Raw genomic sequence first — 15,283 nt, forward strand, 5'->3', positions numbered from 1 at the left:
GATACTTATCTTAGTATGAGAATTCGACATGGAACATTATTGGGTGAAATTAGAAGTGTATTTGAAAATTATTATCTCATTACAAAAAAAGAAGATACTTCTAAGGATTATAAGGATAATCTTTATTGGCAAAAGTTATTATCAAAATCTGAACTAGAATTATCAACATACTTTAATAAAACAATGTCTGATTTTTCCCAGAAAATTGATGCAATTTCAGATGAATTAAAAAATAAAAAGCTTCAAATTAAAACAGAAAAGAAAGAATCTGAAGGGTATTTTGATTACTCGTATGATAGTAAAGAGTTGTTGCAATTTTTCAAGAAAAGAATAGCTTCAATAGATAATTATGAGTTATTCTTCGAGGAAATTATTGCGATATTGTGGGAAAGGACAGAATCTAACCTAACTAGAATTAGAGAGGATATTTCAGAAAACATTAAGGAATTCATGGTTTCTTCATTGGTGAATTTATCAAAGGAAGTAGAGGCGATTTTTGATAAAAATGAGCATCCAGAAGTGAATGAACTAATTAGAAACATAACTCTTTGTCAAACAGACATTAAAAATGAGCTGGATAAGATTGCGGCATGGTTTAAAAGAACCAACAGCAAGACAATTAATGAATTCTATATTCAACTTCCTATTGATTCTACACTAACAACTTTAAAGAGACTTTTCAAGGAATATCAAAATTTAGATATTAGGTTTAATATTAATTGTAGCATTAAATTTGAAGGAGAAAACTTTCCGCATTTTTGCTATATTTTCCAAAATTTAATGCATAATATAATTGAGCATTCGGAATTGAACTGTGATGATTTAAAAGTAAATATTGCAATAAATGTATGTGAAAATGAAATATCTATTATCATTTTAAATAACTTCTCTTCAAATATTAATTTGGAAAGTAGGAATATAGAAATTCAAAAAACTCGTGACTTATTGCTTCAATCGCATGACAATGATAAAATTCGTGCTGAAAAGGGAACAGGATACTTAAAAATTCAAAAGACTTTAAAATCTGATTTATTAAGAGAATCCTTCAATATAATAATTGACCCTGTTGATGAGTCTAGAACTTATAGAACTGAAATAAATTTCAATTTAAACAATCTTCAAAAATTAGAGCAATGAAATTAATATTAATAGAAGATGATCAACATAAAGCAAAACAGATAATTCAGTTTATTAGTGAAAGTTTTACTGAGGCATCTATTGAACTAAAGAAATCATACCAATCTGGATTAAAGGAACTATTAACGCATGACTTTGACTTAGTATTATTGGATATGCAACTCCCAAATTTTGATATTAAACCAGGCGAAGATGGTTATAAATTTCGAAAATTAGCAGGAATTGATATTATGAGGGAGCTAACCAGAAAAAGAAAAAAATGTAAAATAGTAGTTATTACTCAATTTGAAACCTTCGGTGAAGGAGAGTTTTATATTGATTTAGCAAATTTAAAACAGATGCTAAAGTCCGAATTTTCAGCAATGTACATTGACACTATTTTTTATAGTCCTGATAATTCACTTTGGCAGAAAGAGTTATTAGAATTAATCCAAAATAAAATATCATGTTAAACATATTAGTTGTAGACGATAATCCGCTTAAAATTAAAGCTCTGAGAACACTTTTGGAATTTATTCCAGAGGTTACTCTATTAGAAACAGCAATGAATATAATAGGTGCAAAAAAAATATTATCAGAAAAGCACTTTGATCTATTAATACTTGATTTAGGACTACCGATGAGGGATGGTGATGATGCAAGTCCAGAAAATGGAATAAATTTTTTAGATGAAATAAACAAAAATAGAAGGTTAATAAAGCCATTCCATATTATTGGATTTTCTGAAGTAGATGACTACATAGATAGATTTAAACGTTCCTTTGAAGATGAACTATGGGCTCTAATAAAATATGATGTAAGTTCTACTAATTGGGAGCGACAAATAAAAAATAAACTTAATTATCTTATTCGGTCAAAATTAGATTTACAGAATCCCAATAACTTTGGATTCCAATATGATGTGGCTATCATTACAGCATTAAGAACTCCTGAATTGGATAGTGTTTTAAATCTAAATGCTAACTGGGAGTCATTTAAACTTGACAACGATGCTACTGAATATTTTAAAGGTATACTTATAAACGGTGAAAAAAGAATAAAAGTAATTGCAGCAAGTGCACCCCAAATGGGGATGGTAGCGTCTTCTACCCTTACACATAAGATTATTTTTAATTTCAGACCAAAATATATTGCTATTACGGGTATTGCTGGCGGTGTTAAAGGTCTCGGTAATCTTGGAGATATACTAGTAGCTGATATTTCATTTGATAGTGGAAGTGGAAAAATTAAGACTGATAAAGATGGAAATATTAAATTTGAACCAGATTTTAAATCAATTGAATTAGAGCCAGACCTTAAAGAATTATTTATTTCCTGTAAAGGAAAACGTGAATATTTAAATGAGATAAAATCTAAATGGCCAATTAAAGATATATCATATGAATTGAATATGCATATTGGTCCTTTTGCATCAGGAGCAGGGGTAGTAGAAAACAAAAAAGTTATTGAAGAAATTAAAGGACATAGCAGAAAACTCATAGGTATTGACATGGAAACCTATGGAGTTTTTTATACAGCAAAGAATTGTTCAAGACCTAAGCCAATGGCAGTCTTTTCCATTAAATCTATTTCCGATTTTGGAGACCCTGACAAAGATGACAAATTTCAACCTTATGCTGCATTTACAAGTAGTAGTTTCCTTTATCATTTTATCATTGAAAAGCTAAACTTTGATTAGCATTAATATTAAATAGACCCTGTGCAATCTGCAAGCACAATTAAAAACTGCACAAGCCAACACACGAGCATAGTTTTTAATAGAGCTTGCAGAGCAGACCCAAAAGAAAAATTGTTTTTAAAAAATTTCCAACGCTTCAAAAAAAAATAAAACACCCGACACACAGCCCGACAAAAAAACACTCGACAAATGACAATAACAGACGACACAAAAATGGTTGTAACCCACGACAGACAAGAACGCCAGCCTATAACAGCACCTACCCAAAAGGCGGGGTTTCGTGTTCCAAAGACAGTTTTGTGGTTAATCAAACATTAGTTTTTCAAATCAAGTTTTGTGGTAAAAGTCCCGCCCTTCGGGTAGCTGCAAAACGTTGGAGGTAATTGGACCGTGCCACTTAGACTACGACGTTTTTTTACAATGAATTTTCGGGATATTTTTTTGGGATGTTTAGAAGAATAAAGCATTTAGGCTTCAAGTCTTTCGATTGGGAATCGTAGAAAGTTCACTTTCAATACGTTTGACAACGTAAAAGACTTGGCTAAGTTATCGAAAATAAATGACAAAGTCAATACTATATTTATTTTTGCTAACTTAAACATCACCAAAAAAATAGAGCCCTAAAACCCCTATTATTGACTTCGCCTAGCAGGCTTGCTAAGCGCAATAAATAATTGGTTTCATTGAATAGCATTGTGTTGAAAAAAAAAGAGAGGAGTAGTCTATCCAACTCCGTTACTTAATTAAGCGATGGTTGTGCATAATTAAGTAACTACCCCAACAGCGGCTATGCAAAATGCCTTCCGCTTTTTTAGATAAAAATAGTACAAATTAAAAAATTTGGCTATTTTAGCTATCATTAGTGAAGCGGCGAAAGAAGGCACTTCGCATAGCCGCAAACGTTGGCGGTCAGTTTAGCAGTAAATCAGAAACTTCGCGTATGAAAAGAATAATTAGTATTTTAATTTTGTCATCTTTTTTGAGTTTCATTGCTTGTAAAAATTCGACAGAAAACGAAATAAGAAATAAATATATTGCTGAATGGAAATCGACAAAAAAACCAATTCCATATACTGCTACTTTAAAGATAAATAATGACAATACATTTGACTTTTTTAGTGGAGCTTGTATGTCACGCTCAAATTCTAAAGGAAAATGGAGAATTGAAAATGACACAATTATATTGAATAGTTTTAAACCCAAAAACTGTTGTTTTTTAATTGTTTTTGGTGGAAACTGCGAAAAATATGGAAAAATTGGCGAAAACTATATGTTTAAAAAATCATTTAAAGATTGCGATATAAAAACCGAAGATTTATATGATGTATTCGAAAACACTAAATTCTACATTAAAAACGAAAAACTAGTTTTTAAAAAGAGTAAGATAAATGATTGTGAAGATTTAGAAAAATGGAATAATGATTTTGTACTTGGAAAAACTAGTATGGAATAAAAAACCGAACCGCCAACACACGCTACAAGCAAGCTGGGCAATGGGTTTAATTTGAAAATAGTTTGTATTTGATACATTTGTTTTTAACTGAAATAATACGCATCTTTAATCCCAGCCTGCGTGTAGCGCGGGAACGTTATAGGGCAGTTGAGCCGAAATTCGTAAATTCAATAACTTAATGCAACATTTTTAATTTTTTAAATTTGTTGTATATGGAAAAGAAACGTAACAGATTAACCTTTGCAGAGCGTGTTATAATCGAGACTTTACTATCCGAAAAGAAGTCAATTTTATATATCGCTAGACAATTAGATCGTAACAGGAGTTCGATCCACAGAGAAGTCAAAAAATGGATTCGTATTCCTAGTGATAAATACCAAGCACATCTTGCCGATTTTTGCGCTAAAGAAGAGTATTTAAACAAAAGAAATCTTGACAAAATAAATACTCATTTTAGGCTAAAAGTGTTTGTATATAGAGGATTACTCAATGATCACTCACCGGAACAAATCGCAGGAAGTATCAAAGATTTATATCCAAATGACCCCATAATGTCTATTTCATATGAAGCAATATATAAGCATATTTACAAGCATAGACAATCTAGATTAGGAAGAAAATTAATCAAACTACTACCCTACAGCCATTCAAAAAGAAGAAATAATAAGAGATTTGGCTCTAAAAGATCTAGAATTAAAGATGCAATTAGTATAGAAATGCGACCAGATATAGACAACAGAAAACAGCTTGGTCATTGGGAAGGAGACCAAATTGTAGGTCTAGGACACAAAAGCGCAATTGCCACAATGGTTGAAAGAAAAACAAGATTTACTTATATCATTTTCCTAAAAGACAGAACATCAGAAACCATGACACAAGCCGTAGCAAAAACCTTAAACATCTTAATTCCAGAGGCAAGAAAAACAATGACGTACGATAATGGAATGGAAATGACTAATCATAAATGGCTTAAAGACAATACAGGAATGGATATCTATTTTGCTCATCCATATTCGCCTTGGGAAAGAGGCACAAATGAAAACACAAACGGGCTAATAAGACGATATTTTCCGAAGAAAACTGACTTTAATAACATTACCGAACAACAGCTAAATCAAGTTCAAAATAAACTTAATAATAGGCCAAGAAAAGTATTAGGATATAAAACACCAGCATACATGTTGGAACTAGAAATAAACAAGATCAAATACCTCAATTTAAAACCAAATTAGTATTTTTGATCATCACTAAAAAGACCAACTGTTGCATTAAGGTCTTGAATCCACCATTACGCAGGCAAATCCAATTAGAAAATAAACAGTTATTTCCGCCGCACGTTTACAAAGCAGAAGCGTGAAAATTGGAAGCGTGAAAATTGGAAGCGCCAGCAAACGTTGAAAATTGGATTCTAACGACAAGCATACGAAAAACGGAAGTGTGAAAATTGCACTTTGCCAACAGAAGCGTGAAAAGCTGAAGTGTGAAAAACGAAACTTACCAAGCGAAACTTTAAAAACAGACTCTAAAGAAAGTGAACAGACAAAGCAAACCTAAAATTGGGTCACTCCTACTCTAACGTAAAAAAATGAAAAAGTGTGAAAGCTGGAATTGGCCAACAGAAGCGTGAAAAATTTGCGGTTTAATAGTAATTTCGACTAAACAACCGCCCTATAACACACGCTACAAGCAAGCTGGGCAATGGGTTTTATTTGAAAATAGTTTGTATTTGATACATTTGTTTTTAACCGAAAGATTACGCATCTTTAATCCCAGCCTGCGTGTAGCGCGGGAACGTTGGAGGTAATTGGACCGTGCCACTTAGACTACGACGTTTTTTCACAATGAATTTTCGGGATATTTTTTTGGGATGTTTAGAAGAATAAAGCATTTAGGCTTCAAGTCTTTCGATTGGGAATCGTAGAAAGTTCACTTTCAATACGTTTGACAACGTAAAAGACTTGGCTAAGTTATCGAAAATAAATGACAAAGTCAATACTATATTTATTTTTGCTAACTTAAACATCACCAAAAAAATAGAGCCCTAAAACCCCTATTATTGACTTCGCCTAGCAGGCTTGCTAAGCGCAATAAATAATTGGTTTCATTGAATAGCATTGTGTTGAAAAAAAAAGAGAGGAGTAGTCTATCCAACTCCGTTACTTAATTAAGCGATGGTTGTGCATAATTAAGTAACTACCCCCAACAGCGGCTATGCAAAATGCCTTCCGCTTTTTTAGATAAAAATAGTACAAATTAAAAAATTTGGCTATTTTAGCTATCATTAGTGAAGCGGCGAAAGAAGGCACTTCGCATAGCCGCAAACGTTAGGCGTCATTGTACCGAAAAACGAAGGAAACAGAAAAATAAAAAATAAATAAATGGGAATATTTGACAAAATATTTGGTAAAAAAACAGAAAACAATTCTAACGAGATAATTACAATAATTCCTGAAAGGTGGAGTGTTTTAAGTGGGGAAAACAATGGAAATCAAATGTTGATTAGAAAAAATTCAGGACTTGATAAAATAGCGGGAAATACAAACTATTCTATGAGCTGTGGAATTGCATTCAAACTATTATTTCCTGATGAAAATGGATTGCCAAATATTGGAAACGAGCCAGAATTGAATGATTTGGAAGATGATATTTTTGAAATGTATGAAACTGATTTGAATTCAATTGTCGCTACAATAATTACAACTTCAGGATTTAGAGAGTTTGTTTTATATACAAAAAATGTAGAAGAATTTAATTTGAGATTAGAAAAGTTAAAGGCTAAATATCCAAAATACGAATTAACTAGCTATAACAGAAAAGATGAGAATTGGGAAACATACAAATCATTCTAAATAAAACAACGACGCCTAACAGCTAGTAAGCAATAGTCGGGAATCAGGCTTAATGGAAAAATGGTTTTGTATTTGGGAAATTAGTGATAATCCGAAAATAATTGCTTTATTTAGCCCGACCATCGCCTACTAGCAAGACGTTAGGGTGTATAGCTCCGTTGAAAAGACACAGCCGACATCAACCAGACGTTTTGCAACTGAAAAAATAGTAATGAACTAGCTAGCGTGCCGACGCAAATCAAGCTCAGAATCTGACATCGAAATGCGAAAGACAAGCAAATGTGAATCACTTTTCGGAAAACAGAAAGCGGAAAAATTTTTCGTTTTTATTTTGAGTTTTAATGGAAAAACATAATTCCGAAGACAAACAGAAAACTGAAAAGTTACCGAAATTGAAACATGGAAAAGTTGCCGACATTGGACTGGAAAATTGGAACGGATGAACTTTGGTGCTTTTCAAACGTGTCGCTACACACCCTAACACACGCTACAAGCGATTTGGGCAATTGGTTTAATGGGAAAATTGGTTTTGTATTTGGAAGTTTTGGCTTATCCGAAAATTAACGCTAATTTAGACCCAAACCGCGTGTAGCGCGGGAACGTTAGGGTGTATAGCTCCGTTGAAAAGACACAGCCGACATCAACCAGACGTTTTGCAACTGAAAAAATAATAATGAACTAGCTAGCGTGCCGACGCAAATCAAGCTCGGAATTTGACACTGAAATACTAATGACAAGCAAATGTGAATCACTTTGCGGAAAACAGAAAGCGGAAAAATTTTTCGATTTTTTTTTTGAGTTTTAATGGAAAAACATAATTCCGAAGACAAACAGAAAACTGAAAAGTTACCGAAATTGAAACGTGGAAAAGTTGCCGACATTGGACTGGAAAATTGGAACGGATGAACTTTGGTGCTTTTCAAACGTGTCGCTACACACCCTAACACACGCTACAAGCGATTTGGGCATTTTGGCTTAATGGGAAAATTAGTTTGTATTTGGAAGTTTTGGCTAATCAGAAAAATAACGCTAATTTAGGCCCAAACCGCGTGTAGCGCGGGAACGTTGGCGGTCAGTTGAACGCCGAACGTACGCAGAAAATATTCTAGCAAATTTGAATTTCTTTACGCACCAAAATTGAAAAAATAAAAATGGAATTTTAAATCCTAAATTACAGAATGAGCAAATCATACAAAATTCAAATATATTTTTATTCAATACTTATAATTAGCATAATTTGGTTATTTATATTTCCAAAGCCTATTAAAAATTTCGCTCCAATTATTTTTGGAATTCCAACTTTTCCCTTTTTTATATTTAATTTTCGTGATAAATTAGAAGATTTTAGTAGGACTCTTAAAAATACGCTCCCTGATTTATTCCAAAAATATGTTGTTGATTATGGAGTTTCAGCCGATAAAGGAGAAATCGTTGACATAGGATTATTATCAAAGAATGCAGATTTTGACAATTTAAAAGATGTGAAACTTTACGAAATGTATACTTTATGTAAACAATCAATAAGATTAGCTTTCCTCTCTTTTTGGATTATAGCATTATTAGGAATTGCAACAGTTTATCTATAGGAAAGAAAAAATCAGAAATATAAATATTGGAACTTGAAAATTAGATTTTGCCTGCAGAAACGTGAAAAGCAGAAACTTATTAATTGGTTTGAAATCGTAATTCCGACTAAAAACAACCGAACCGCCAACACACGCTACAACGGATTTGGGCAATTGGCTTAATGGAAAGTTGGTTTTGTACTTGGGATGATTTGGCAAATCCGAAAAATGGGCTTAATTTAGTCCCAAACCCGCTGTAGCGCGAGAACGTTGTAGGCAATTTTAAAAAACGATGTACAAGAAATTAACATATAGTGGAACAGAATGCAATAACTATTTGTATTTTTCATTTGATGCCGAATACTTCGACACAAAAGAAATTACGGAAAAACTAAATATTGAACCAACTTCTGTGATGATAAAGAAAGAACCTGTACCGAAATCTACAGCGTGGAAATATCAAATTGATGCAGGAAATGAAATTGATTTAGAAACTTTCCTTGAAAAGCTGATTGACATATTTGAACCCAAAATAGAAATCATAAACAATCTAAAAGACAAGTTGAATTTAACTACAAGAATACAGTTTGTGATTGACATAGATATTAATCCTGATTCGTCAACACCATATTTCGGACTAAATAAAAGAACTATCGATTTTTTAGCCAAAACCGAATCTAAAGTTGACTTCGACCTTTACAAAGCTGACACAATTGGAATATTGGAAAAACGGAATGAATAAAAAAACTGCCTACAACAGCTAGTAAGCAATAGTCGGGAATTAGGCTTAATGGAAAAATGGTTTTGTATTTGGCAAATTAGTGATAATCCGAAAATAATTGCTTTATTTAGCCCGACCATCGCCTACTAGCAAGACGTTAGGGTGTATAGCTCCGTTGAAAAGAAACAGCCGACAGCAACCAGACGTTTTGCAACTGAAAAAATAATAATGAACTAGCTAGCGTGCCGACGCAAATCAAGCTCAGAATCTGACATCGAAATGCGAAAGAAAAGCATGTGTGAATCACTTTGCGGAAAACAGAAAGTGGAAAAATTTTTCGTTTTTATTTTGAGTTTTAATGAAAAAACATAATTCCGACGACAAACAGAAAACTGAAAAGTTACCGAAATTGAAACGTGGAAAAGTTGCCGACATTGGACTGGAAAATTGGAACGGATGAACTTTGGTGCTTTTCAAACGTGTCGCTACACACCCTAACACACGCTACAAGCGATTTGGGCATTTTGGCTTAATGGGAAAATTGGTTTGTATTTGGAAGTTTTGGCTAATCAGAAAAATAACGCTAATTTAGGCCCAAACCGCGTGTAGCGCGGGAACGTTAGTGGCAAGCAAACCGAAAAAACTCAGAATACCGAAATATGAAAATTAGACTCTTAATACTTTTTACCTTTGTTTTTATTTCTTGTAAAAAGGAAGCAAAAGAAGCCACCGAAAAAAACCAAAATAAAGAATCTAATTCAGTAATAATAAGAGAAACCGAAGTTAAAAATAGAGATACAATCCAAATTTCTGAAAAACACAAAACAAACAAAATTCTGTGTGATTTAGACGGTGATAATCTGAATGACATTGTTGAAATTGTAAGGAGTACAAAAAACGGAAAAAGCGGTTTAAGAATAATCTTTGGGAACGGAAATAGAACTGATTATTTCGGAATGGGAAATAATATATTAGAACAAGGTTTTGATGAAATTGATTGGGCTGTAATTTTTAAAAAAGCACCGAAAAATGAAATCTATTGGAATAATGTGAATGAAGATGGAGAGATTTTATCCGAAGAAGAAATAAATGACGTTGATAAAATAAAACTGTTAAATGACGGTATTTATATGCACGCTGAAGAAAGTTGCGGAGGCGGAATAATATATCTAAAAAATGGAAAATATGAATGGATACAACAGGAGTAAATTGCCAGCCACTAACAGCTACTACAACGGATTTGGGCATTTGGCTTAATGGGAAAATGGTTTTGTATTTGGATGTTGAGTGATAACCGAAAAATAAATCTTAATTTAGAACCCAAACCCGCTGTAGTACCAGAACGTTGTGCGTAATTTTACCGAAAAACGAAAAAAAACCTAAAAATTACTTTAATTTGAGAATTGAACAATTAACATTTACTCGATTTATAGCTTCGATATCAATAGTTATTTTCCATTACGGACAAAATAGCTTTTTATTTAACAACCAATATGTTTCCTTTATTTTTAAACAAGCAAATGTTGGCGTCAGCTATTTTTTTATTTTATCTGGATTTGTAATGATTATTGCATATAAAAATCAGGAAAAAATAAATTTTGTAGAATACATTAAAAACAGATTAGCCCGAATTTATCCAGTATATTTATTAGCTATTTTTCTTATACTTGGAATTAAAATCTTTAGAAATGTAAATATTACAGATTTATTCCTAAACATATTTATGATTCAATCTTGGATTCCTCAAAAAGCACTAACAATCAATTATCCAGGATGGTCTTTATCCGTAGAATTATTTTTTTATATTACTTTTCCATTTTTAATAAACAAAGTATATTCTACACAAAAATTAAAAAATAACACGATTTGGATAATTTTATTTTGGATAATTAGCCAATTAGTATATCATTTAATTACACATAATAATCTTAAAATTCCTTATTATGAAATAAAAGATATTTCATATAATCCATTTATGCATCTCAACGAATTTTTGATTGGAAATTTAGCAGGTTTGTTTTTTATAACAAAACTAAAAAATAACCAAAATAACTATCTTCCTTATATATTATTAACAATCTTATTTCTAATATTTCTATTGAAATTTCCAATTGGTTTAAACTTTCACAATGGATTTCTTGCTATAATATTTGTTCCTTTAATATTCCTGATTTCTTTAAGTACTGACAAGATTACTAAAATATTCACCAATTATAAATTTGTTTTTTTAGGCGAAATTAGCTTTGGCATTTATATTTTACAAGCCCCTGTTTGGACAATATTTTCAGACTATAGAATGGAAAAATATTTTTCTATTCATAAAGAATCCGACTTTACAAGTTCGTTTATAATTAGACTTTTTATTTTAATTATATTGTCATCTTTAAGTTATGTATACTTCGAAAAACCATTAAGAAATAAAATAAAAAAAACTACGCACAACAGCTAGTAAGCAATAGTCGGGAATTAGGCTTAATGGAAATATGGTTTTGTATTTGGCAAATTAGTGATAATCCGAAAATTTGTTTTTACTTAGCCCGACCATCGCCTACTAGCAAGACGTTGTAACTAATTTTATGAGAAACCAAAAATTAACATTCATCTTTTTACTTTTAAATACATTTCTTGTATTGTCTCAAACTTCTATTCCTTCAGAGTTAATGAATAAACCAAGAACTGAAGAATTATACAGAACCAACGACAGTAATGTTAAAAATATGACTGTAAGTGAAACAAATTTTTTAAAAAATGAAACTTACACGAATAAATGGATTTATAATTATTCCAATGACTCCATAATTAATGGACGCCTTTTTAAAAATGAAGAGCTGAAATCAATTTTTGAATATATTATTGACGATAACAAAGAAATTATTGAGTCTAAAGTTGTTTTTTACCATAATTCACTAATAAATGATATATTACATATAAAGTATAAAATAACTGATAGTTCAAAAACATTAACCTTCATAAATGATAATTTAAATATAGTCTCCAAAATGATAGTTGAAATTGATAGTCTAAAATCTCCGACCAAGATAACTTCAGTAAGAAATGGGGAAATTCAAGCTATAGAAACGGCTGATTATAATTATAAATCAAACACCTATAACTATAAAGTTTACAATTATTCAAATGAAATAGTTTTAAATAAATTAGAATACTATAATTATAATTTTATAATTGATAAAAATGATTTTGGTGATATTGTAAAAATGATTTGGCCTCTTTCAAAAAATAAATCAATTACAATATTTGAATATAAATATGACAAAAACAATAATTGGATTAAGAGAATAAAAAAGATTATAGAAAATGACAAAGAAATTACAACAACGATTGTAAAAAGGAATATTATATATAAAAACTAGTTACAACAGCTAGTAAGCAATAGTCGGGAATTAGGCTTAATGGAAAAATGGTTTTGTATTTGGGAAATTAGTGATAATCCGAAAATAATTGCTTTATTTAGCCCGACCATCGCCTACTAGCAAGACGTTAGGGTGTATAGCTCCGTTGAAAAGAAACAGCCGACATCAACCAGACGTTTTGCAACTGAAAAATAATAATGAACTAGCTAGCGAGCCGACGCAAATGAAGCTCAGAATTTGACATCGAAATGCGAAAGAAAAGCAAATGTGAATCACTTTGCGGAAAACAGAAAGCGGAAAAATTTTTCGATTTTTTTTTTTGAGTTTTAATAGAAAAACATAATTCCGACGAAAAACACAAAACAGAAAAGCTACCGAAATTGGAACGTGGAGAAGTTGCCGACATTGGACTGGAAAATTGGAACGGATGAACTTTGGTGCTTTTCAAACGTGTCGCTACACACCCTAACACACGCTACAAGCGATTTGGGCATTTTGGCTTAATGGGAAAATTGGTTTGTATTTGGAAGTTTTGGCTAATCAGAAAAATAACGCTACTTTAGGCCCAAACCGCGTGTAGCGCGGGAACGTTAGGGTGTATAGCTCCGTTGAAAAGACACAGCCGACATCAACCAGACGTTTTGCAACTGAAAAATAATAATGAACTAGCTAGCGAGCCGACGCAAATCAAGCTCAGAATCTGACAGTGGAAGGCGAAAGATAAGCAAATGTGAATCACTTTGCGGAAAACGGAAAGCGGAAAAATTTTTCGATTTTTTTTTGAGCTTTAATGGAAAAACATCATTCTGACGACAAACAGAAAACAAAAAATTTACCGAAATTAAAACGTGGAAAAGTTGCCGACATTGGACTGGAAAATTGGAACGGATGAACTTTGGTGCTTTTCAAACGTGTCGCTACACACCCTAACACACGCTACAAGCGATTTGGGCATTTTGGCTTAATGGGAAAATTGGTTTGTATTTGGAAGTTTTGGCTAATCAGAAAAATAACGCTAATTTAGGCCCAAACCGCGTGTAGCGCGGGAACGTTGGCAGAGATTTTGGAGCAGAAAAAACGAAAATAAATAATATGAAAAAAAGTCTTTTAATTTTTATTTTATTACAAAGCCTAAATGTATTTTGCCAAGATAGTTTGGAAATTAATAAAAATTGGACGAAATTAAAACAACAACTAAAGTTACGAACGGAAATTACTTTGGAAATAACTAAACTACTTCAGAAGTCGAAAAAGATTGATAAAGTAGAATTAAAAAACACCGAACTTTATGCACAAGAATTAAAACTTATTTGTGGAAACAACATCTTAAATAAAAGTAAAGTAGATTTAACCAAAGAAAAGAATGGAAAATTAACTACATCGCTAACTCATACTTTAGTTAATTTAGAATTTGACACCAAACTTAAAAACAAGGAAGAAACGCAATCGCTAATTGACCAATTACTTATGATTGAAACACAACTTTGTATTGAAACTAATAAGTATAATAAAAGTTGTAAAGAATATAGTAAAGAAGAATTAATTTTCGACATTCACTGTGAAAATGAACCTCCAAAAGTAACACAAGAATAAAAACCATCTGCCAACACACGCTACAAGCAATTTGGGTATTTGGCTTAATTTGAAATTAGTCTTGTATTTGGAAGATTGGGCAAATCCGAATAATGGGCTTAATTTAGTCCCAAACTGCTTGTAGCGCGGGAACGTTAGGCGTCATTTTAACTAAAAACCGTAAATAAAATATAACTTCAAAAAAATGATAATGCTTTTTCAAACAAAAAATAAGCTAAATCCAAAAATATTAATAGCGATTACTATTACTATATTCCTAATAAATTGTTCGAAAAAAAAGGAAGAATTTGAGAATATGGAAATCGAATATAAGACTCAAGAACTCAATCTTGGTCATTACTTAATAACAATCCCATTCTCCTGGCAAAAATTAAGTGATGGCAGAATAATGAAATATTTAACAAGTGAAAAAGATACAATTATTATAAATTTAGGTCCAACAAGTCCTAAATATATGGAAGGATTTATGACTAAAGAAGTAGGAGATAGTATATTTTTAGTTGACCAAAAAAATCACAGCAAATTAGAGTTTGTATCATTAAAAAAAGATTACACCCCACAAAAAGCTGATAAAGTAGAACGCAAGAACCTTTTGATAAACAATTTAAGAGCAGCAATTTCAGTTACAAAAATAACTGGGATTGGAGTTACTGAAATGTCAATAGATGAGGACAAAAAAAATAATGTGAAAAAAATCGACATTTATGGAGAAAACTTAAAAAGAAATAGTGAATATGAATTAATTCACGCTTTTAAAACTCTAAGAAAAAATGAATAAAAAACGAACGCCTAACAGCCACTACAACGGATTTGGGCATTTGGCTTAATGGAAAGTTGGTTTTGTATTTGGGATGATTTGGCAAATCCGAAAATAGGGCTTAATTTAGTCCCAAACCCGCTGTAGTGCCAGAACGTT

At 31.7% G+C, this 15,283-nt stretch carries 13 protein-coding genes; all 13 read left to right on the forward strand.

Annotated elements, in window-relative coordinates; all coding sequences use genetic code 11:
- On the forward strand, positions 1 to 1,137 hold a 1,137-nt coding region (locus BXU11_RS15905), incomplete at its 5' end, for a hypothetical protein (RefSeq protein WP_223253755.1).
- Complete coding sequence (locus tag BXU11_RS15910; protein ID WP_078213249.1) at positions 1,134 to 1,589, forward strand: response regulator; 456 nt, start codon at positions 1,134 to 1,136, stop codon at positions 1,587 to 1,589. The genes BXU11_RS15905 and BXU11_RS15910, both read left to right, overlap by 4 nt.
- Positions 1,583 to 2,815, forward strand: a complete 1,233-nt coding sequence (locus BXU11_RS15915; protein ID WP_078213250.1) for a response regulator — start codon at positions 1,583 to 1,585, stop codon at positions 2,813 to 2,815. Before BXU11_RS15910 ends, BXU11_RS15915 begins: the two co-directional genes overlap by 7 nt.
- Before the next feature lie 940 nt (positions 2,816 to 3,755).
- A complete protein-coding gene (locus tag BXU11_RS15925; RefSeq protein ID WP_078213252.1) occupies positions 3,756 to 4,268 on the forward strand; it encodes a hypothetical protein in 513 nt (170 codons plus the stop codon).
- Between the two features lie 212 nt (positions 4,269 to 4,480).
- The gene (locus BXU11_RS15930) at positions 4,481 to 5,500 is read left to right on the forward strand and encodes an IS30 family transposase (protein ID WP_078213003.1); all 1,020 of its coding nucleotides are present in this window, start codon (positions 4,481 to 4,483) and stop codon (positions 5,498 to 5,500) included.
- A 1,146-nt stretch (positions 5,501 to 6,646) separates the two neighbouring features.
- Positions 6,647 to 7,117: a DUF695 domain-containing protein gene (locus tag BXU11_RS15935; RefSeq protein WP_078213253.1), complete on the forward strand. Its 471-nt coding sequence runs from the start codon at positions 6,647 to 6,649 to the stop codon at positions 7,115 to 7,117.
- A 1,178-nt stretch (positions 7,118 to 8,295) separates the two neighbouring features.
- The gene (locus BXU11_RS15940; RefSeq protein WP_078213254.1) at positions 8,296 to 8,703 is read left to right on the forward strand and encodes a hypothetical protein; all 408 of its coding nucleotides are present in this window, start codon (positions 8,296 to 8,298) and stop codon (positions 8,701 to 8,703) included.
- 271 nt (positions 8,704 to 8,974) lie between these two features.
- Positions 8,975 to 9,424 carry a DUF4279 domain-containing protein gene (locus BXU11_RS15945; protein WP_078213255.1) on the forward strand — a complete coding sequence of 150 codons (450 nt, stop codon included), beginning with the start codon at positions 8,975 to 8,977 and terminating at the stop codon, positions 9,422 to 9,424.
- A gap of 638 nt (positions 9,425 to 10,062) precedes the next feature.
- On the forward strand, positions 10,063 to 10,611 hold the full coding sequence (locus BXU11_RS15950; protein WP_078213256.1) for a hypothetical protein: 549 nt from the start codon (positions 10,063 to 10,065) through the stop codon (positions 10,609 to 10,611).
- Between the two features lie 188 nt (positions 10,612 to 10,799).
- A complete protein-coding gene (locus BXU11_RS15955; protein WP_078213318.1) occupies positions 10,800 to 11,852 on the forward strand; it encodes an acyltransferase in 1,053 nt (350 codons plus the stop codon).
- 127 nt (positions 11,853 to 11,979) lie between these two features.
- Entirely contained in the window at positions 11,980 to 12,774 is a 795-nt protein-coding gene (locus BXU11_RS15960; protein ID WP_078213257.1) for a hypothetical protein, read from the forward strand.
- A gap of 1,092 nt (positions 12,775 to 13,866) precedes the next feature.
- A complete protein-coding gene (locus BXU11_RS15965; protein ID WP_078213258.1) occupies positions 13,867 to 14,367 on the forward strand; it encodes a LemA family protein in 501 nt (166 codons plus the stop codon).
- Between the two features lie 190 nt (positions 14,368 to 14,557).
- The gene (locus tag BXU11_RS15970; RefSeq protein ID WP_139363528.1) at positions 14,558 to 15,145 is read left to right on the forward strand and encodes a hypothetical protein; all 588 of its coding nucleotides are present in this window, start codon (positions 14,558 to 14,560) and stop codon (positions 15,143 to 15,145) included.
- The last annotated feature ends 138 nt before the right edge of the window (positions 15,146 to 15,283 follow it).

Origin of the sequence: Flavobacterium sp. LM5 (assembly GCF_002017945.1) — a bacterium.
Lineage (GTDB): Bacteria > Bacteroidota > Bacteroidia > Flavobacteriales > Flavobacteriaceae > Flavobacterium > Flavobacterium succinicans.